This is a genomic window from Roseicella sp. DB1501 (assembly GCF_013112485.1).
GTDB lineage: Bacteria > Pseudomonadota > Alphaproteobacteria > Acetobacterales > Acetobacteraceae > Paracraurococcus.
The window spans coordinates 76,978-94,460 of the sequence record NZ_JABFHG010000001.1 but is presented as its reverse complement, the minus strand read 5'-3'; the positions used below and the strand labels follow the sequence as shown (position 1 = coordinate 94,460).

At 73.0% G+C, this 17,483-nt stretch carries 18 protein-coding genes; 10 read left to right on the top strand and 8 right to left on the bottom strand.

The genetic code is table 11. The features are described 5' to 3' along the window. Positions 1–68: 68 nt before the first annotated feature. From HJG45_RS00440 to HJG45_RS00430, 3 genes are all read right to left on the bottom strand, one after another. Positions 69–794: an SOS response-associated peptidase gene (locus HJG45_RS00440; RefSeq protein ID WP_171610118.1), complete on the bottom strand. Its 726-nt coding sequence runs from the start codon at positions 792–794 to the stop codon at positions 69–71. A gap of 81 nt (positions 795–875) precedes the next feature. After that, on the bottom strand, positions 876–1,463 hold the full coding sequence (locus tag HJG45_RS00435; protein ID WP_171610117.1) for an HD domain-containing protein: 588 nt from the start codon (positions 1,461–1,463) through the stop codon (positions 876–878). 25 nt (positions 1,464–1,488) lie between these two features. Continuing rightward, positions 1,489–2,475 carry a tripartite tricarboxylate transporter substrate binding protein gene (locus HJG45_RS00430; RefSeq protein WP_171610116.1) on the bottom strand — a complete coding sequence of 329 codons (987 nt, stop codon included), beginning with the start codon at positions 2,473–2,475 and terminating at the stop codon, positions 1,489–1,491. 181 nt (positions 2,476–2,656) lie between these two features. Here HJG45_RS00430 and HJG45_RS00425 point away from each other — a divergent pair, with 181 nt between their 5' ends. Continuing rightward, on the top strand, positions 2,657–4,423 hold the full coding sequence (locus HJG45_RS00425; RefSeq protein WP_171610115.1) for an NAD(P)/FAD-dependent oxidoreductase: 1,767 nt from the start codon (positions 2,657–2,659) through the stop codon (positions 4,421–4,423). A 126-nt stretch (positions 4,424–4,549) separates the two neighbouring features. On the opposite strand, the gene flgH is transcribed toward HJG45_RS00425, so the two are convergent. From flgH to flgF, 4 genes are all read right to left on the bottom strand, one after another. Further along, positions 4,550–5,275 carry a flagellar basal body L-ring protein FlgH gene (flgH, locus tag HJG45_RS00420; RefSeq protein WP_171610114.1) on the bottom strand — a complete coding sequence of 242 codons (726 nt, stop codon included), beginning with the start codon at positions 5,273–5,275 and terminating at the stop codon, positions 4,550–4,552. After that, positions 5,275–6,219: a flagellar basal body P-ring formation chaperone FlgA gene (flgA, locus tag HJG45_RS00415; RefSeq protein ID WP_171610113.1), complete on the bottom strand. Its 945-nt coding sequence runs from the start codon at positions 6,217–6,219 to the stop codon at positions 5,275–5,277. Before flgA ends, flgH begins: the two co-directional genes overlap by 1 nt. Before the next feature lie 8 nt (positions 6,220–6,227). Continuing rightward, entirely contained in the window at positions 6,228–7,013 is a 786-nt protein-coding gene (flgG, locus tag HJG45_RS00410) for a flagellar basal-body rod protein FlgG (RefSeq protein WP_171610112.1), read from the bottom strand. Between the two features lie 64 nt (positions 7,014–7,077). Continuing rightward, positions 7,078–7,812 (bottom strand): flagellar basal-body rod protein FlgF, encoded by a 735-nt coding sequence (gene flgF / locus HJG45_RS00405; protein WP_171610111.1) that lies wholly within the window; start codon positions 7,810–7,812, stop codon positions 7,078–7,080. A gap of 266 nt (positions 7,813–8,078) precedes the next feature. Here flgF and HJG45_RS00400 point away from each other — a divergent pair, with 266 nt between their 5' ends. The 9 genes from HJG45_RS00400 to speE all read left to right on the top strand — a co-directional run bounded on the left by HJG45_RS00400 (position 8,079) and on the right by speE (position 16,089). Next, positions 8,079–8,591, top strand: coding sequence for a flagellar basal body-associated FliL family protein (locus tag HJG45_RS00400; RefSeq protein WP_171610110.1), 513 nt, complete (start codon positions 8,079–8,081; stop codon positions 8,589–8,591). Then, complete coding sequence (gene fliM / locus HJG45_RS00395; RefSeq protein ID WP_171610109.1) at positions 8,588–9,649, top strand: flagellar motor switch protein FliM; 1,062 nt, start codon at positions 8,588–8,590, stop codon at positions 9,647–9,649. The genes HJG45_RS00400 and fliM overlap by 4 nt, the downstream gene beginning before the upstream one ends. Further along, complete coding sequence (locus HJG45_RS00390; protein WP_171610108.1) at positions 9,649–10,110, top strand: DUF6468 domain-containing protein; 462 nt, start codon at positions 9,649–9,651, stop codon at positions 10,108–10,110. Before fliM ends, HJG45_RS00390 begins: the two co-directional genes overlap by 1 nt. Continuing rightward, entirely contained in the window at positions 10,110–10,736 is a 627-nt protein-coding gene (locus tag HJG45_RS00385) for a MotE family protein (protein ID WP_171610107.1), read from the top strand. Before HJG45_RS00390 ends, HJG45_RS00385 begins: the two co-directional genes overlap by 1 nt. Before the next feature lie 43 nt (positions 10,737–10,779). Then, entirely contained in the window at positions 10,780–11,160 is a 381-nt protein-coding gene (locus tag HJG45_RS00380; protein ID WP_171610106.1) for a chemotaxis response regulator CheY, read from the top strand. After that, the gene (locus HJG45_RS00375) at positions 11,153–11,743 is read left to right on the top strand and encodes a protein phosphatase CheZ (RefSeq protein ID WP_254452204.1); all 591 of its coding nucleotides are present in this window, start codon (positions 11,153–11,155) and stop codon (positions 11,741–11,743) included. The genes HJG45_RS00380 and HJG45_RS00375 overlap by 8 nt, the downstream gene beginning before the upstream one ends. Then, a complete protein-coding gene (locus HJG45_RS00370) occupies positions 11,743–14,535 on the top strand; it encodes a hypothetical protein (RefSeq protein WP_171610105.1) in 2,793 nt (930 codons plus the stop codon). Before HJG45_RS00375 ends, HJG45_RS00370 begins: the two co-directional genes overlap by 1 nt. Positions 14,536–14,691: 156 nt before the next feature. Then, complete coding sequence (gene speD, locus HJG45_RS00365) at positions 14,692–15,147, top strand: adenosylmethionine decarboxylase (protein WP_171610104.1); 456 nt, start codon at positions 14,692–14,694, stop codon at positions 15,145–15,147. Positions 15,148–15,225: 78 nt separating this feature from the next. Beyond that, positions 15,226–16,089 carry a polyamine aminopropyltransferase gene (gene speE / locus HJG45_RS00360; protein WP_171610103.1) on the top strand — a complete coding sequence of 288 codons (864 nt, stop codon included), beginning with the start codon at positions 15,226–15,228 and terminating at the stop codon, positions 16,087–16,089. A 161-nt stretch (positions 16,090–16,250) separates the two neighbouring features. On the opposite strand, the gene HJG45_RS00355 is transcribed toward speE, so the two are convergent. Then, positions 16,251–17,423 carry a multidrug effflux MFS transporter gene (locus HJG45_RS00355; protein ID WP_171610102.1) on the bottom strand — a complete coding sequence of 391 codons (1,173 nt, stop codon included), beginning with the start codon at positions 17,421–17,423 and terminating at the stop codon, positions 16,251–16,253. Between the last annotated feature and the right edge of the window lie 60 nt (positions 17,424–17,483).

Sequence of the window (17,483 nt, the reverse complement as noted above, 5' to 3'; positions counted from 1 at the left end):
GCATAGGCCGCGGGTCTCGGACCGGCCAGGCGGCCGGTCCGCCGATGGTGTCGGGCGCCCCCGCCAGGTCAATCGCCGAAGCCCGGCGGCGGGTCGTCCAGCCCTGGCGGCGGCATGGCCAGCGGGTCGCGCACCAGCAGCCCGGCATCGTTCTCGGCGACCTTGTTGACCCGCGGGCTCACCGGCCAAGCGGCGACCATGTCCGGCGGGCAGGGGCGGAGCAGGGCGAGCAGCTCCTCCGGCTCGGCCGGCGCCTCGCCCAGCCAGGCGGGCCAGGTGGCGCGCGGCAGGATCACCGGCATGCGGTGATGCAGGGGGGCTAGCTTCTCGTTCGCCTCGGTGGTGACGATGGTGCAGGTCCGCAGGATCTCGCCCTCCGGCGAGCGCCAGCCTTCCCAGAGGCCGGCAAGGGCCATCGGTGCGCCATCGGCCAGCGCCACCGCATAGGGCTGCTTGGTCTTGCCGGCGACCTGCCATTCGTAGAAGCCGTCGGCGGTGACGAGGCAGCGCCGCTTGCGGAAGGCCTCGCGGAAGGCCGGCTTCTCGGCGATGCTCTCGGACCGGGCGTTGATCATCTTCGCCGCGCCCGAGGCATCCTTGGCCCAGCGCGGCACCAGCCCCCAGCGCAATGGGTCGAGATGCCGCTGCCCGGTCTCGGGATGCCGGCGCACCACCAGCGCGTCCTGGGTGGGCGCGCGGTTCCAGCTCGCCGCCAGGTTCGGCAACGCGTTGACCGTCTCGAAATACCGGGCGAGCTCGGCCGGGCCGCGCTGCTGGAAATAGCGTCCGCACATGGGAAGGAGATGGGGCGGCGGGGGCCGGATGTCGATTCCGGCCACCCGCGGTCAATGCCCCCGCGCTCAGTACCGGCGCGCTCAGTGCCGGCGCAGGTAGAGCGGCGTCTCTCCCATGCTGCGGAAGGCATGGTCGGCGGCGAAGAGGTCGGCATAGTGCAGCACATGCGCCTCCGGGTTCCGGCCATGGAAGGGCGCGTTGGTGGCATGGGTGGCGACGGTGCTGACCACGACATGCGGGAAGTCGAGCTCCTTCAGCATCATGGCGCCGATCACGCCATGCGGCAGCTCGTGGTAGAGGTCGGTATGCACGGCGCCGCCGCCCTCCCGCCGGTAGAGCAGGGGCTTGTCGAGGTCGTGCAGGATCAGGATCGGCAGCAGCAGCTCCTGCGGCAGCTCGCCGCCCCAATCGGCCGCGGCGCGGCGGCCGAGATCGATGCCGGCGCGCGTCACCTCGTTCACGTGCCGCATGAGCGGATAGAAGCCGCTGCCGGGCGAGAAGGGCATGTCCTCCAGCCGCTCGTGGGTCGAGGAAGCCCAGGAACTGACCCAGGCGGTGACGATCCGCTCCTGCAGCGCCTCGGGCAGCGGATCGAGGCCGACGAGCCAGTCGCGGACGACCTGACGGCGCCAGTTGCTGCCGCGGTCGATGCTGTAGGGCTGGGTCATGGCAGCCTCCGTCCCCGGTACTGGCTCAGTCGATATGGATATCGGCCTTCTTCACCATGTCGGCGAAGAAGGCGATTTGCTGCTCGCGGAACGCCGCGAAGTCCTCGATGCTGTTGGCCCGGGTGAGGGCGCCGAGCTCGGTGAGGCGGGCGACGACCGCGGGCTCGCGGATCACCGCGTTCAGGGCGGCGTTGAGCTGCCGCATGAGCGGCAAGGGCGTGCCGGCGGGGGCGAAGACGCCGTTCCACTCCCAGGTCTCGAAGCCGGGCAGGAATTCCGTCATGGCCGGCACGCCGGGCAGCACCCCGATCGGCTCCGGGCCGCAATGCGCCATGCAGACCGCCTGGTTGGACTGGGTGACGGCGAGCGTCGAGGGCACGTTGCTGAACTGCAGCGGGATGCGGCCGGCGGCGAGGTCGTTCCGCGAGGCCGCGATCTCCTTGTAGACGATGTGGTTGATCTTGACCCCGGCGCGCATGTTGAAGAGCTCGAGCGAGACGTGCTGCACCGTGCCGATGCCGGTCGAGGCGCAGTCGAGCTGCCCCGGCCTGCGCTTCGCCAGGGCGATGAGGTCGGGGATTGTCCTTGCCTCGAGGCTGTTGGCGCGCATCAGCGTGTTCGGCGTCAGCATCGCCAGGAAGACCGGCAGCAGGTCCTTCCGCGTGTCGTAGGACAGCCGGCTGCCGAAGAGCGACGGGTTCACCGAATGCGCCGTCGCGTCGTAGAGCAGCGTGTAGGCATCCGGCGTGGCGCGGGCGACGGCCTGCGCGGCCAGCGTCCCGGCCGCGCCGGGCCGGTTCTCCACGGCGAAGCTCTGCCCGAGGCGTTCGCTGAGCGCGGTGAACAGGATGCGGCAGACCACGTCGGCGGTGCCGCCCGGGCTGTAGGCATTGACCACCCGGACCGTATGGTCCGGATAGCGGCCCTGGGCGCGCAGCAGGCCGGGCATGGCGAGGCCCATGGCGCCGGTGGCGAGCAGCAGGCGGCGTCCCGGCCGCGCGATCTTGGACATTCCGCTCTCCCCTGTGCCGGAGGCGTGCCGGCCCGTTGCGGCGAGTGTGGAATCGGTCCGCCCGCGTCGCAAGGGTGGCACTCCTTGTCCTCACCCCTTGTCCTCATTGGGCGCCATGGCCAGTCTCGCCCCCATCCATGCCAGTGATGCGGCGGGCCGGCCCGCCGCGGGAGCGAACGCCATGAATGTCATGACCCGCGAGGCGCTGCCGCCCGAGGCTGCGGCCAGCAGCTGGATCGCCGCCCTCGGCGAGGTCCTGGAGCAGGGGGACGCCGCCGCGGCGGCGCGGCTCTTCCTGCCGGAGGGGCATTGGCGCGACATCCTGGCCTTCGACTGGACCATCGCCACGGTGAGCGGCGCGCCGGATATCGAGGCCCGGCTGCGCCGGACCCTGCCCGCCGCCCGCCCGGCCGGGCTGCGCCTGGCGCCGGGCCGCACCGCGCCGCGCCAGGTCAGCCGGGTCGGCCGCGAGGTGGTCGAGTGCTTCCTCGCCTTCGAGACCGCCGCCGGCACCGCCGAGGGCGTCGCCCGGCTGGTGCCGGACGAGGGCGGGCCCGGCGGACTGCGCGCCTGGATCCTGGCGACGACGCTGCAGGGGTTGCGGGGCCATGCGGATCTCAGCCAGCGGCAGCAGGCGGCGGAGAAGGATTACTCGCGCGACTTCGGCGGCCCCAATTGGGCGGACAAGCGCGCGGAGGCCCGCGCCTATGCCGATCGCGACCCGGCGGTGATCGTCATCGGCGCCGGTCAGGCCGGGCTCGGCATCGCCGCCCGGCTCGGGGCGCTCGGGGTCGACACGCTGGTGATCGACCGCGAGGCGCGGGTCGGCGACAATTGGCGCCGCCGCTACCACTCGCTGACGCTGCACAACGAGGTGCATGTCAACCACATGCCCTACATGCCCTTCCCGCCGACCTGGCCGGTCTTCATCCCGAAGGACATGCTGGCGAACTGGTTAGAGGCCTATGTCGAGGCGCTGGAGCTGAATGTCTGGACCTCGACCGAACTGGCCTCCGGCCGCTGGGACGCGGCGGCGCGGCAGTGGGAGGTGGTGCTGCGCCGCGTCGATGGCGGGGAGCGCATCATGCGGCCGCGGCACCTGGTCTTTGCCACCGGCGTCAGCGGCATCCCCATCATGCCGGACCTGCCGGGCCTCGGCGATTTCCGCGGCACGGTGATGCATTCCGGCGCCTATACCGACGGCGCCGCCTGGAAGGGGCAGCCGGCCATCGTGCTCGGCACCGGCAACAGCGGCCATGACGTGGCGCAGGACCTGCACGCCAGCGGCGCCCGGGTGAGCATGATCCAGCGCAGCCCGACGCATATCGTCTCGGTGCAGGAGGCGCAGCGGGTCTACTCGACCTATGCCGAGGGGCTGCCGACCGGGGATTGCGACCTGCTGGCCACGGCGCTGCCCTATCCCGAGCTGAAGCGCGCCTACCAGATGATGACCGCGACCTCGAAGGAGATCGACCGGCCCTTGCTGCAGCGGCTGGAGGCGCGCGGCTTCCGGCTGAGCGACGGGATCGAGGGCTGCGGCTTCCAGCTGCTCTACCTGCAGCGGGGCGGCGGCTACTACTTCAATGTCGGCTGCTCCGACCTGATCGCCGACGGCAAGATCGGGCTGGTGCAGTGGGACGAGGTCGATCGCTTCGTGGCCGAGGGGCTGCGGCTGAAGGACGGCCGCGTGGTGCCGGCCTCGCTCCTCGTCATGGCGACCGGCTATCGCAACCAGCAGGAGGTGGCGCGCCGGGCGCTGGGCGATGCGATCGCCGACCGCATCGGGCCGGTCTGGGGCTTCGACGAGGGGGGCGAGCTGCGCAACATGTGGCGGCCGACGCCGCAGCCCGGCCTCTGGTTCACCGCCGGCAGCCTGGCGCAGTGCCGCATCTTCTCGAAATTCCTGGCGCTGCAGATCAAGGCGCGCGAGGTCGGGCTGGTGGAATAACCCTCGCCGCCCCTCTCGCCTCCCGTTGCCCTGCCGCGGCTTTGCCGCGGCAGGCTGTGACGCGCTTCCGGCCCGAAGCGAATCACGGGGCCCCCGCGGCGGCGCGAAGCGACGTCGTGGGGAACGCTAGAACGGCAGCAGGATGTCGAGGAGCTGCGAGCCGAGCCGCGGCTGCTGCAGGTCGGAGAGCGTGCCGCGGCCGCCATAGGCGATGCGGGCCTCGGCCAGGCGGTCGTGCCGGATCGTGTTGTCGCTGGCGATGTCCTGCGGCCGGATCACCCCCCGCACCGAGAGCTCGCGCAGCTCGCTGCTGACCCGCACTTCCTGCCGGCCGCCGACCACGAGGTTGCCGTTCGGCAGCACCTGGGTGACCGTCGCGGCGAGGCGCAGCGTCACGCTCTCGTTCCGCTTCACCGTGCCGTTGCCATCGGTGGTCTGGCTGCCGGAGGCGCTGATCAGCGTATCCGGGCTCGCCGCCTTCGGCAGCCAGCGGGTCTGCATGCCGAAGAGCTGCGGCATGCCCATGGCGTCGTTGCCGGTGCGCGCCCGCTGGGTGCGGTTCTGCAGCTGCGCCTGGTCGTCGATGCTGACCAGGATGGTGATGAGGTCGCCGACCTGCGCCGCCCGCTGGTCGCGCAGGAAGGTGCGGCTGCCCGGGCGCCAGAGGCTGTTGGCCGCGGCCGGCGGGTCCTGCGGCGCCGGCATCGGCATCGCCACCGGCCGCCAGGCGGGGTCGCTGGTCGGGTCCTGCACCGCGCTCATCTCGGGCGCGCGGCCGACGCGCGACAGGCGCTCGAACTGGCCGCAACCGGCGAGCAGGACCAGCAGGGCGAGCGGGAGGGCAGCCCGCATCACTCCGCCTCCCGCCGCAGCGGCGCCGCGCCCATGGCGACGCGGACCCGGCCGGGCCCGGTCACCTGCGCCTCCACCACGGTCCGGCTGGCGAGGTTCATCACCGGCACCAGGGCGCCGCGCGCCGCCGCGCCGAGCGCCCGGCCCTGCGCAGTCAGCGAGAGGCCCGGCGCCTCCACCAGCATGGTCACCAGGGCATTGCGCTCGACCAGCGCCGGCGGGGCGAGGTCGGAGCGCTGCAAGGCCATCTCCGCCCCGACCGGCCGGTGCAGCTGCTGGCCGACCACCTGCTCGAGCCGGTCAGCGGCGCCGGGGCGGACCCGCTCGGCCCGCATCCGCACCAGCCTGACATCCTCGGGCGCGACGACCTCGCCGAGGAAGAGGCGCCGCGCCGCCACCACCACCGGCAGGGTCGGCACGGCGCGGCCGCCGATGCGCAGGCGCTGCATCGGCATGCCCTCGGCGCCGATGCTCAGCAGGCCGGAGAAGCGGCCGCTCGGCGCATCGAGGCTCGCCGCCTCTACCGCGAGGCGCGGCTCCGCCTCGGGCGGGATCATGGGCAGCGCCAGGGGGCCGAGCTCCAGCTCCGCCTCGGGATCGAGGCCGAAGCGCAGCAGCTCGCTTCGCAGCGCCGCCGCCACCGCCTCCCGCGGCACCGCCTTGCCCGGCCGCTCCACCACCACCCGGTCCTGCGCCGAGAGCGGCCGCCAGGCGAGGCCGTTGGCGCGGGCGAGGACGAGGAGCTGCGCGGCCTCGATGACCATCTGCCGGCCGGGCGCCGGCGCGGCGCCAACTGGCTGCGCGGCGCGGGCGCCGGCCCCCTCGAAGACGTCGCCGAGGCGGAGCATGGGCTGGTCGACGACCACCAGCGGCCGCGGCCCGGCGAGGTCCTGCGCCAGGGCCGGCAGGGCAAGGAGGAGCATGGGAAGGGCAAGGGCGCGCATGGCCGGCCTCACCGCATCCGCGACAGGGTGGAGAGCATCTCGTCGCTCGCCGTGATGACCTTGCTGTTCATCTCATAGGCCCGCTGCGCGGTGATCAGGTTGGTGATCTCCTGCACCACGTTGACGTTGGAATTCTCGACGAAGCCCTGCAGCATCTGGCCATGCCCCGGCTGCCCGGGCGCGGCGAGCTGGGCCTGGCCGGAGGCCGGCGTCGCCAGCAGCAGGTTGCCGCCCATCGCCTCCAGCCCGGCCTCGTTGGCGAAGATCGCGGTCTGGATCTGGCCGACATTCTGCGGGTTGACCTGGCCGTCGAGCTTGGCGAGCACCTCGCCGGCGGCGTTGATGGTGACATCCACCGCGGCGGCCGGAACCGTGATGCCGGGCAGCACCAGGAAGCCCTCGGCGGTGACCACCTGGCCCTCGGCCGAGAGGCCGAAGGTTCCGTCGCGGGTATAGGCGATCTCGCCCGAGGGAAGCTGCACCTGAAAGAAGCCGTTGCCGCGGATGGCGAGGTCGAAGCGGTTCTCGGTCTGCTGCAGGCTGCCCTGCTCGCCGATGCGGTAGATGGCCGAGGTCTTGACGCCGAGGCCGAGCTGCGCGCCGGAGGGCAGGACGCTGCCGGTCTCCGAGCTCTGCGAGCCGACCCGTCGGACGTTCTGGTAGAGCAGGTCGGCGAATTCGGCGCGCTGCCGCTTGTAGCCGGTGGTGCTCATATTGGCGATGTTGTTGGAGATCACCTCGACATTGGTCTGCTGGGCCATCATGCCGGTGCCGGCGATCTGCAGGGCGCGCATCCTGGGTCTCCTGATCCGGCCGCGGGCCGGGTGATGGGTTGGGGAGGGGCGAGCGGCGCGCGGCTCAGCCGCGCTTGCGCAGGATGCGCTCGATGGCGGTCTGCAGCCGGTCGGCCTCGCGGTCGGCGAAGGTGACGGCGTTCTGGAACTCGCGGACTTCCTCGGTCATCCGCACCATCTCCAGCACCGGCTGCACGTTGCTGCCCTCGACCGCGCCCTGCACCACGCCCGGCCGGGCCAGGGGCTGCGGGGTCTCGTCCGCGGCAAACAGCCGGTCGCCCTCGGCGCGCAGCCGCTGCGGCGCCTCGAAGCGCACGATCCGCAGCTGGGCGATCGGCCCGTTCTCGGAGCGGATGGTGCCGTCGCCCTGGACCTCGATGCGCGTATCGGCTTGGCCCAGGGTGATCGGCATGGCGCGCGTGTCGAGCACCGCATTGCCCGCCATGTCGAGCAGCTTGCCATCGGTCCCGAGGGTGAAGCGGCCGGCGCGGGTGAAGCGCTCCTCGCCCGCCGCGGTCTGCACCGCGAAATAGCCCTCGCCGCGCAGCGCGATGTCGAGCGGGTTGCCGGTGGTCTGCAGCGGGCCGTTGGCCGTCTCCCGCCAGGTGGCGCGATCGATGCTGTAGCTGACGGCCTCGCCGGTCGATGCCTCGGCCTGCTTCTGCATGAGGCTGGCGAAGACCGGACGCTCCGCCTGGAAGCCCGGCGTCTCGGCATTCGCCAGATTGTTCGCCACCACCTGCGTGGCGCGGAACTGGGCGCCGAGGCGGGAGAGGATGACGTAGCCGGGCGTGTCCATGCGGGCCTTCCTGCGGCGACGCCGTTCTGGCGCCAGGTGACGGGCCCCGTTGCGCAAGCCCCGTGCCAGGCCATGCCGGGGTTGCGAATTCATTTGAAATCAGTGGTTTGCGGCGCCTGGCGCTCGGTGCCGCCAGGTCTGCGGGGCGGCGCGCCTTCTGCCGGGCAGCGGCAGGATTTGCCGGCCGCCAGCACGGATCTGCCGGGTGAAAGTCTTTCTTAAGAGAGCCCCCGCCAGGATCGCCACGTCCAGAAGATGGGGCGGCGATGTCGGCAAAACCGGCCAAGACAGCGAAGGCGGAAGGCGAGCCGGCGCCGAAGGGCAAAGGCAAGGGGAAGCTGCTGCTCGTGGCGCCCCTGGCCCTGGCCGCGATCGGCGGCGGGCTCTGGTTCAGCGGCATCCTGCCGGGGCTGCCCGGCGGCGAGGCGCATGAGGCCGCGGCCGGGCATGCCGAGGCACCGCCGGCACCGCAGCCGCCGGTCTTCTTCGACATGCCGGAGATCGTCGCCAACCTCAACGCGCCGGGCCGGCGCGCCAGCTACATCCGCCTGCGCAGCAAGCTGGAGCTCGCCAGGCCGGACGATGCCGCGGCCGTGCAGGCGGCCATGCCGCGGCTGCTCGACATGTACGCCACCTATCTGCGGGAGATGCGGCCGGAGGAGCTGCGGAGCAGCGCCGGCACCCAGCGCCTGCGCGAAGAGCTGATCGCCCGTGCCAGCCTCGCCGCGGCGCCGGCCCGGATCACCGACGTGCTCTTCACCGAGATCCTGCTCCAGTGACCGCCTCCGAGGAGGATCTCGCCGCCGCCTGGGGCGACGCGCTGGCGCAGGAGGCGGGCGGCGAGGCCGCGGCGGCGGCGCCGGATTCGGCGCGGGTGCTGAACCAGGCTGAGATCGACAGCCTGCTCGGCTTCGGCGGCGGCGCCGCGGCGGAGGAGAACCAGACCGGCATCCAGCGCATCGTCAGCGCCGGCCTCGTCTCCTACGAGCGCCTGCCGATGCTCGAGATCATCTTCGACCGGCTGGTGCGCATCCTCTCGACCTCGCTGCGCAACTTCACCTCCGACAATGTCGAGGTCTCGATCGACAGCATCGTCTCGCTCCGCTTCGGCGACTACCTCGACAGCGTGCCGCTGCCGGCCATGCTGGCGGTGTTCAAGGTGGAAGAGTGGGACAATTACGGGCTGCTCGTCGTCGATTCCGCCCTCATCTACTCCGTCGTCGACGTCCTGCTCGGCGGCCGCCGCGGCACCGCGGCGATGCGCATCGAGGGCCGGCCCTACACGACGATCGAGCGGACACTGGTGGAGCGGCTGATCAGCGTCGTCCTGCAGGACCTGACGGATGCCTTCAGCCCGCTCTCGCCGGCGCATTTCCGCTTCGAACGGCTGGAGGTGAACCCGCGCTTCGCCGCCGTCTCCCGCCTCTCGAATGCCTGCATCCTGTCGCGCCTCCGCGTCGACATGGAGGATCGTGGCGGCAAGATCGAGCTGTTGCTGCCCTATGCGACGCTGGAGCCGATCCGCGAGCTGCTGCTGCAGCAGTTCATGGGCGAGCGCTTCGGCCGGGACTCGATCTGGGAGACGCATCTCGCCGAGGAGCTGCGGCACACCGAGCTGTCGCTCGACGTCGTGCTGGACGAGCAGGCGATGCCGCTCTCCTCCGTCATGTCGCTGCAGCCGGGCGACCGCATCACGCTGAACGTGGCACCGGGGGCGCCGGTGACGCTGCGCTGCGGCGATGTGCCGCTCTTCGAGGCGGATCTCGGCCGGCGCGAGAACCGACTCGCGGTGCGCATCGCGCGCGAGCTGCGCCGGGCCCAAGGGGAGGAGAGGTGATGGGCTGGATCGAATGGGCGGCGCAGCTCGCCGTCATCCTGCTGCTGGCGGCGGCCCTGCCGCTGCTGCTCCGCCTCGAGCGGACGCTCGCCGCGGTGCGGCGCGACCGCAGCGCGCTCGAGGGCAGCGCGACGACCCTGGCCGAGGCGACGCGGCTGGCCGAGGCGGCCTCGATCCGCCTGCGCGCCTCGGCCGAGGCCGGCGGCCGGCAGCTCGCCGAGAAGCTCGCCACCGCCGAGCCGATGCGCGACGATCTGCGCTACCTGGTCGAGCGCGCGGAAGCGTTGGCCGACCGGCTGGAGGCGCTGGTCCGCGCCGGCCGGCCCCTGGTGCCGAGTGCCGCGGTGCCGGAGCGCGCGCCGGACCGTGCGCCAGATCGGGCGCCAGACCGAGCGCCCGAGGTGCCGGGACGCAGCCTTGCCGAGTTGACCCTGCTGCGCGCCCTCGGGGCCGGCCGCTGATGCGCCCGCGCCTGCTGCCGGCGACGCTCGCCGCGGCGGCCGTGCTGCTCGCTGCGAAGCTGCAGGGCGTGCTGGTCCTGCCCGCCGGGCCGCCGCCGGCCCTCTCGCTGGTGGCACCGGCCCAGGCCAGCAGCCATGCCGCGCCCGCCAAGGCCAGCGCGCCCGTGCCGGCGCGTCCGGTGCAAGCCCCGCCGCCCGAGCCGCCGCCTTCCGCCGAGCAGCAGGCGGAACGCGCCCTGCTGGAGGGCCTGCGGGCGCGCCGGAGCGAGCTCGATGCCCGCGAGCAGGCGCTCGCCGCGCGCGAGCTGCTCGCGGCCGCGGCGGAGAAGCGACTCGGCCAGCGCATCGAGGAGCTCGGCGCCATGCAGCAGCGGCTGCAGGCCTTCGACCGGACGCTCGGCGAGCGCGAGGAGGCCGGCTGGCGGCAGATGGTGAAGCTCTATGAGGGCATGCGGCCGCGCGATGCCGCCGCCATCTTCGACGATCTCGAGACGTCGGTGCTGCTGCCGATCCTCGACCGCATGGGCGAGCGGAAGGCAGCGCCGGTGCTCGGCGCGATGAAGCCGGAGCGCGCCCGGGCGATCACCGCGGAGCTGGCCCGCTACCGGGCGCGCCCCGCCGACTGACCATCCCCATCCGAAGCAAGCCACGGAAAGGCGCAGGCGGTCCATGGACAAGTCCACCAACGTCCTCATCGTCGACGACTACAAGACCATGCTGCGGATCATCCGCAACCTGCTCAAGCAGCTCGAATTCGACAATGTCGAGGAGGCGACCGACGGGCAGGAGGCGCTGGCCAAGCTGCGGGCCGGCCAGTTCGGCCTGGTCATCAGCGACTGGAACATGCAGCCGATGACCGGCCTCGACCTGCTGAAGGAGGTGCGGGCGGATGCCAGGCTGCGCGACACGCCCTTCATCATGATCACCGCCGAGAGCAAGACCGAGAACGTGATCGCGGCCAAGCAGGCGGGGGTATCGAACTACATCGTCAAGCCGTTCAACGCCGAGACGCTGCGCGAGAAGATCGCCAAGGTGCTCACCCATGCCTGATGGCCTGCCGGATCATGAGCGGATCGAGGAGGCGGTGCGCGCGGTCCTCAGCAGCCTCGCCGGCGCGCTGACCTCGACCGAGGCGGTGCTGCTCGGCGAGCTCGAGGCGCTCGGGCGCGAAGTGGCCCGCGCCAAGTCGGAGATCGCGGCGCTGCGCGTCGACGACATCAACGCCAGCCACATCCCGGCTGCGACGGACGAGCTCGACGCGGTCGTCGAGCACACCGCGAATGCGACGAACGAGATCCTCGACGCCTGCGAGAAGCTCGAGGCGCTGACGCCGCGCCTCTCGGGCGAGGCGGCGGAGGTGGTCGCCGGCGCCGTGACGCGCATCTACGAGGCCTGCAGCTTCCAGGACATCACCGGCCAGCGCATCGGCAAGGTGGTCGCGGCACTGAAGGCCATCGAGCGGCGCGTCGCCGCCGTCACCGCCTCCTTCGCCTGGGCCGAGGCCGCGCCGGAGCCGCGCGAGGCCGCGACCGACCTCCGGACCGAGGGCGAGAAGCTGGCCAATGGCCCGCAGCTCCCCGCCGCCGCCTCCTCGCAGGCGGAGATCGATCGCCTCCTGGCGAGTTTCGAGTGATGCGCCTGCCGCCGGCCCTGCTGCTCCTCGCGCTGCCCGGCCTCGCCGCCGCGGAGCCGGTCACGATCCGTGCCGGCAGCGCGCCGGGCTATGGCCGGCTGGTCCTCGACCCGGCCGGGGCCTGGGCCTCGCCACCGGCCTACAGCCTGGAGCAGCAGGGCGACCGCGTGCTGCTGCGCTTTCCGGCGGGGACCGAATGGCGCCTGCCGCCGCGGCCGCCGGCGAATGTCACCGGCCTCGCGGCCGAGGGCGAGGCGCTGCGCCTGGCGCTGCGGCCGGGGGCGCGGGCGCGGCATTACCGCCTGGGCAGCCGCGTGGTGGTGGACGTGCTCGATCCGAAGCCGGATGCGGCACCGGCTGCCGCCCCCGCGGCGCCTTCCTCCGATGGAAAGACGGCCATCCCCGCCGCCGCGCCGCCCGGCGGCCAGGGCGCCGCGGGCGATGCCGCGGCGCCGCTGCCAGCCCTCGCGCCAGCGCCCGCCGCACCCATGCCAGCCTCGCCCATGCCGGCGCCGGCCAGGCGCCCGGCGAGCCGGCTGGCCCTGCCCTCGGGCGGCCCGGCGATCCTGCTGCCCTTTCCGGCGGGGACCGGCGCCGCGATCCTGCGCCGCGGCGACACGCTGCTGCTGGTCTTCGACGACCGGGACGGACCTGATCTGGCGCCGCTGCAGGGCGATCCCGTCTTCGGGGCTCTCGCCGCCGAGACCCTGCCGGGCGCGACGGTGCTCCGCCTGCCGCTTGCCGCCGCGGCCCGGCTCCGGGCGCAGCGCGAGGCGGCGGGCTGGATCGTCGAAGCCATCCCGGCGGGCGGCGACCCGTCGCCGGATCTCGGCCTCGCCGTGGAGGCCGGGCCGCCGCCGCGCCTGCTGCTGCGCGCTGGCTCGCCGGGCCGCGTGGTGCCGGTGCAGGACCCGGAAACCGGCCTGCCGCTGCTGATCGGCACGCTGCGGCAGGGGCAGGAGGCCGTTCAGGTCGGCCGTCGCCTGCCGGAGCTCGACCTGCCGCCGACCTTGCTCGGCGCCGTGGTCCTGGCCCGGTCGGACGGCGTGCTGCTGCAGGCCGGCACCGACCGCTTCACCCTGGCCCTGGCCGGCGGCACGCGCCTCGCCCTCGATGCGACGCTGGCCGAGCCGCCGCCGGCGCCCGAGATGACCCGCAGCTTCGCCCTGGCGGCGCGGCCCGAGGCGGAGCTGCTGACCCAGCTGCAGGCATTCCAGGCGGGCATCGCCGCGGCGCCGCCGCTCGGGCGCCTGCCGCAGCGGCGCGCCGCCGGCGAGCTGCTGCTGGCGCTCGGCCTGCCGCAGGAGGCGCAGGCGATGTTCTCCCTCGGCTTCGCCGAGGATCCGCGGGCCGCGGCCGATCCCGCCTATGCCGCCCTGGCCGGCGCCGCCGCGCTGCTGGCGGGTCGCCTGGCCGAGGCCGAGGCCCTCGGCAGCCCCGCCTGGGCCGGGGGCGACGAGGCCACGCTCTGGCGGGCCGCCCTGGCGGCGGCGCGGGGCGAGTGGCGACCGGCCGCCACCGGCTTCGCGCGCAGCCTGCCGCTGCTCCTCGCCTATCCGGCAGGGCTGAAATCCCGGCTGCTGCCGCTCGCGGCGCAGGCCCTGGCCGAGGCCGGCGAGACGGCGACGCTGCGCCATCTCCTCGCCGCCGCCGGGACTGCCGGCGGGGCGTTCCCCTTGCCGCGCGCCATGCTGGCCGAGGCGGAGGGACGCATCGAGGAAGCATTGGCCGCCTATGACCGGATCGCCGCCGGCCGCGACCGTCGCGCCCGCGCCCGGGCGATCCGGCAGGCGGTCGAGCTGCGCCTCGCCGGCGGCCGGATCGATGCGGCCGCGGCGGCGAAGGCCCTGGAGGCCGGGCTGCTCGCCTGGCGCGGCGATGCGACCGAGCTGGAGGCGAGGCTGCGCGCTGCGGCGCTGTATCGCCAGGCGGGCCAGGGCCGCGCCGCCCTCGCGCTGCTGAACGAGACCGCCGCGCTGCTGCCCGAACAGGCCAAGGCACTGCGGCCGGCCTTGCAGGAGAGCTTCGTCACCGCCCTGGCGGAGGCGCCGCCGCTCGCCGCCATCGCCCTGCATGACGCGCATCCCGATCTGCTGCCGGCCGGAGCGCCGGGCGAGCAGGCGATCCTGCTGCTGGTCGATCGTCTGACGGCGCTCGATCTCGGCGAGCGTGCCGCGGGCCTGCTGCGCCAGGTGATGCAACGGACCGAGGGCGAGGGGCGCGCCGCGCTCGGCCTGCGCCTCGCCCAGCTCCGCTTCGAGGAAGGCGATCTCGCCGGGGCCGGCGCCGCGCTGGCGGACAGCGCCGTCGCCGGGCTGCCGGCGGCGCAGGCGGCCGCGCGCGCCGTGCTCGCCGCGCGCATCGAGGCGCGGCGCGGGCATCGCGACGAGGCGCTGGCCGCGTTGCGCGGACTCGGCGCGCCCGGCAGCGAGGCCCTGGCCGAACTGCTCGTCGAAGCATCCGACTGGTCGGGCGCCGCGGCGGCGCATGCCCTCCTCCTCGCGTCCCTGCCGCCCGCGCCGGCGGCGCTCGACGATGCGCAGCGCCGGCAGGTGTTGCGTCAGGCGGTGCTGCTGGCGCTGGCGGGCGACGAGGCGGGATTGGCGGCGCTGCGCGAGGCCGATGCCGCGCGCATCGGCGAGGGGCCCCTGGCCGATGCCTTCACCATCCTCACCGGCGATCCGCTGCGCGGCCTCGCCGATCTGCCGCGGCTGCAGCGCGAGCTGCAACTTTTCCGAAACCTGCCGTCGCGGCTGGAGGCATTGCGGGAAGCTTCGCAGCTCGCACGTTGAGTCCCGCGTCCAACGCGGGGGAGAACGGCAAAATTTTCGGCCTGTGCAGCGGGAAATGGCTTGCGCCCGCAACCTCCTTGCCCCATATGCCGCCGCCGTTGACCTGATCGATGCCCGATCACCCTGGTCATCTACTGGTGGGAACAGGAGCCCGCGATGGACTCTCTACTCCAACTGGGGATGGTCTCGGAGCAGCTCCCGAGCGAAGCCCAGAACTCTGCAACCTCGGTGAGCGAGGCCAAGGATTACTTTGTCAGCCGCGACGGCGTGAAATTCGCCGGCACGCATCTGATCATCGATCTGTGGGATGCCACCAACCTGGCGGATCCCGAGCATATCGATGAGGTGCTGCGTGAAGCGGCGGTGGCGACCGGTGCGACCATCCTGCACGGTCACTTCCACCATTTCGGCCCGAACAGCGGCGTGTCCGGTGTGCTGGTGCTGGCGGAAAGCCATGTCTCCATCCACACCTGGCCGGAACGGGACTATGCGGCGCTCGACATCTTCGTCTGCGGCGTCTGCAATCCCTATCTGGCGATCCCGGTGCTGAAGAAGGGGTTCCAGCCCGGCCGCGTGCAGCTCGCCGAGCACAAGCGCGGCCTGGTCGGCTGACACCGGACCGAGTGGAATGGTAGGGGCGGGGCGGGGCCGCAAGGTCCCGCCCTCTCTGCATGCAGGGGTGCCGAAGGCATGACCGATTCGTGGGTGAATGAGACGCTCTACGCCGCCTGGGGCCAGCGCTTCCGCGTGTCGCGTGAGCTCGCCCGGGTGAAGAGCGACTTCCAGGACATCATGGTCTTCGAGAGCGAGACGCATGGCCGCGTCATGCTGCTCGACGGCGTGGTGCAGATCACCGAGGCGGACGAGTTCGTCTACCAGGAGATGCTGGCGCATGTGCCGCTGCTGGCACATGGCGCGGCGAAGCGCGTGCTCATCATCGGCGCCGGCGATGGCGGCGTGCTGCGGCGGGTGCTGCAGCACCGGACGGTCGAGAAGGCCGTGATGGTCGAGATCGACGGCGAGGTGATCCGCCTGGCCAAGGAACACCTGCCCGGCATCGCCGGCGATGCCTGGTCCGATCCCCGGGCGGAGGTGATCGTCGGCGACGGCATCGATTATGTGCGCCAGGCGCCGGCCGCGAGCTTCGATGCCGTCATCGTCGACAGCACCGACCCGATCGGCGTCGGCGAGGTGCTCTTCACCGACGAATTCTACGCCAATTGCGCGCGGCTGCTGAGCGGGCGCGGGCTGGTGGTGAACCAGTGCGGCGTGCCCTTCATGCAGGCGGATGAACTGCGCGAGACTTCGCTGCGCCGGCGCAAGGCCTTCCCGGACGTCTTCGCCTATGTCGCCGCCGTGCCGACCTATGTCGGCGGCTTCATGACGCTCGGCTGGGCCGCGAAGGATGCCTCATTGCGCCAGGCGGATGCGGCGGAGATCCGCCGCCGGGCCAAGGCCGCCGGCATCCTCGGCGCCACGCGCTACTGGACGCCGGAGATCCATGTCGGCGCCTTCAACCTGCCGCCCTATATCGCGGAGCACCTGCCGGCATAATGCCACTGGCCCTCAAGCGCCGGGCGCAAACCTCCGGTTCGCTTGGCTGCGCGCCGTCGCGCCGCTAGGCGCGCCAATGGGCGCGACGCGCGGGCCCCGTTCGGGGCCTCGGACCGGCCGGGGGACCAGTCCGTTAAGCTGCGGCGGCGCGGCGGGCGCCGTCAGCGCGCGAGGCTGCGCACGGCCAGCAGCCCGCCGATACCGGAGGCGGCGATCACCAGCGCCATCGGCCGCGCCGTGCCGTCATGCAGCAGCCCGACCAGCGCGCCGGACACCGCGCCGAGGCCGAATTGCAGCGTGCCGATCAGCGCCGAGGCGCTGCCGGCATTGCGGCCCTGCGGCCCCATGGCGAGCGTGGTCGCCAGGGGCATCACCGCGCCGATCCCGGCGACATAGAGGAAGAGCAGGCCGGCGATGGCGGGAAAGCCGCCGAAGCCGGTCGTCGCGGCGCCGAGCAGGCCGAGCCCGGCCAGCGCCATCACGGCGAGGCTCGCCAGCAGCAGCCGCCCCGGCTGCACCCGCCGCACCAGCCGCGCCACGCCTTGCGCGCAGCCCATGATGCCGAGCGCGTTCAGGCCGAAGAACAGGCCGTAGTGCTGCGGCGTGACGTGGAAGAGCTCCATGTAGACGAAGGGCGAACCGGCGATGTAGGCGAACATGCCCGCCGTCGGCAGCGTCACCGCCAGGGTGTGGCCGAGGAAGTGGCGGTCGCGCAGCAGCCGCAGATAGGTGGCGATCACCGCGATCGGCCCGTCGCGCCGCCGCCGCTCGGGCGCGAGGCTCTCCGGCAAGGCGAGCGTCACCGCCACTGCCAGCGTCGCGGCATAGGCCGCCAGCAGCCAGAAGATCAGCCGCCAGCTGCCGAATGCGAGGAGCAGGCTGCCGATCGAGGGGGCGAGGATCGGCGCCAGCCCCATCACCAGGCCGAGCTGCGCCATCAGCCGGATCGCCGCATGCCCCTCGGCCAGGTCGCGCACGATGGCGCGCGCCATGACCATGCCGGCGCAGCCGCCGAGCCCCTGGCCGAAGCGCAGCCAGGTCAGCGTGCCGATGTCGCCCGTCGTCGCGCAGCCGAGCGAGGCGAGGCTGAAGACCGCAAGGCCGAAGAGCAGGGGCGGCTTGCGGCCCAGCCGGTCGGCCAGCGGGCCGTAGACGAGCTGGGCCGTCGCCATGCCGGCGAAGAAGGCGGCGATCGTGCCCTGCACCTCGGCCGGATCGGCCGGCAGGTCGGCGGCGATGGTCGGGAAGGCGGGCAGGTACATGTCGGTCGCCAGCGGCCCGAAGGCCGCCATGGCGCCGAGGATCAGGGGCAGGAACCAGGGAAGCGCAGGCATGGTGCCCGATTATCACTCGATGCTGCGGCGCACCATGGGGCAAGGCAGCCTTGCCACGCG

Bases quoted from the DNA above. Each gene is read 5' to 3' on its own strand.
- HJG45_RS00440 (WP_171610118.1), bottom strand. From the start codon at position 794: ATGTGCGGACGCTATTTCCAGCAGCGCGGCCCGGCCGAGCTCGCCCGG.
- HJG45_RS00435 (WP_171610117.1), bottom strand. From the start codon at position 1,463: ATGACCCAGCCCTACAGCATCGACCGCGGCAGCAACTGGCGCCGTCAG.
- HJG45_RS00430 (WP_171610116.1), bottom strand. From the start codon at position 2,475: ATGTCCAAGATCGCGCGGCCGGGACGCCGCCTGCTGCTCGCCACCGGC.
- HJG45_RS00425 (WP_171610115.1), top strand. From the start codon at position 2,657: ATGAATGTCATGACCCGCGAGGCGCTGCCGCCCGAGGCTGCGGCCAGC.
- flgH (WP_171610114.1), bottom strand. From the start codon at position 5,275: ATGCGGGCTGCCCTCCCGCTCGCCCTGCTGGTCCTGCTCGCCGGTTGC.
- flgA (WP_171610113.1), bottom strand. From the start codon at position 6,219: ATGCGCGCCCTTGCCCTTCCCATGCTCCTCCTTGCCCTGCCGGCCCTG.
- flgG (WP_171610112.1), bottom strand. From the start codon at position 7,013: ATGCGCGCCCTGCAGATCGCCGGCACCGGCATGATGGCCCAGCAGACC.
- flgF (WP_171610111.1), bottom strand. From the start codon at position 7,812: ATGGACACGCCCGGCTACGTCATCCTCTCCCGCCTCGGCGCCCAGTTC.
- HJG45_RS00400 (WP_171610110.1), top strand. From the start codon at position 8,079: ATGTCGGCAAAACCGGCCAAGACAGCGAAGGCGGAAGGCGAGCCGGCG.
- HJG45_RS00390 (WP_171610108.1), top strand. From the start codon at position 9,649: ATGGGCTGGATCGAATGGGCGGCGCAGCTCGCCGTCATCCTGCTGCTG.
- HJG45_RS00385 (WP_171610107.1), top strand. From the start codon at position 10,110: ATGCGCCCGCGCCTGCTGCCGGCGACGCTCGCCGCGGCGGCCGTGCTG.
- HJG45_RS00380 (WP_171610106.1), top strand. From the start codon at position 10,780: ATGGACAAGTCCACCAACGTCCTCATCGTCGACGACTACAAGACCATG.
- HJG45_RS00375 (WP_254452204.1), top strand. From the start codon at position 11,153: ATGCCTGATGGCCTGCCGGATCATGAGCGGATCGAGGAGGCGGTGCGC.
- HJG45_RS00370 (WP_171610105.1), top strand. From the start codon at position 11,743: ATGCGCCTGCCGCCGGCCCTGCTGCTCCTCGCGCTGCCCGGCCTCGCC.
- speD (WP_171610104.1), top strand. From the start codon at position 14,692: ATGGACTCTCTACTCCAACTGGGGATGGTCTCGGAGCAGCTCCCGAGC.
- speE (WP_171610103.1), top strand. From the start codon at position 15,226: ATGACCGATTCGTGGGTGAATGAGACGCTCTACGCCGCCTGGGGCCAG.
- HJG45_RS00355 (WP_171610102.1), bottom strand. From the start codon at position 17,423: ATGCCTGCGCTTCCCTGGTTCCTGCCCCTGATCCTCGGCGCCATGGCG.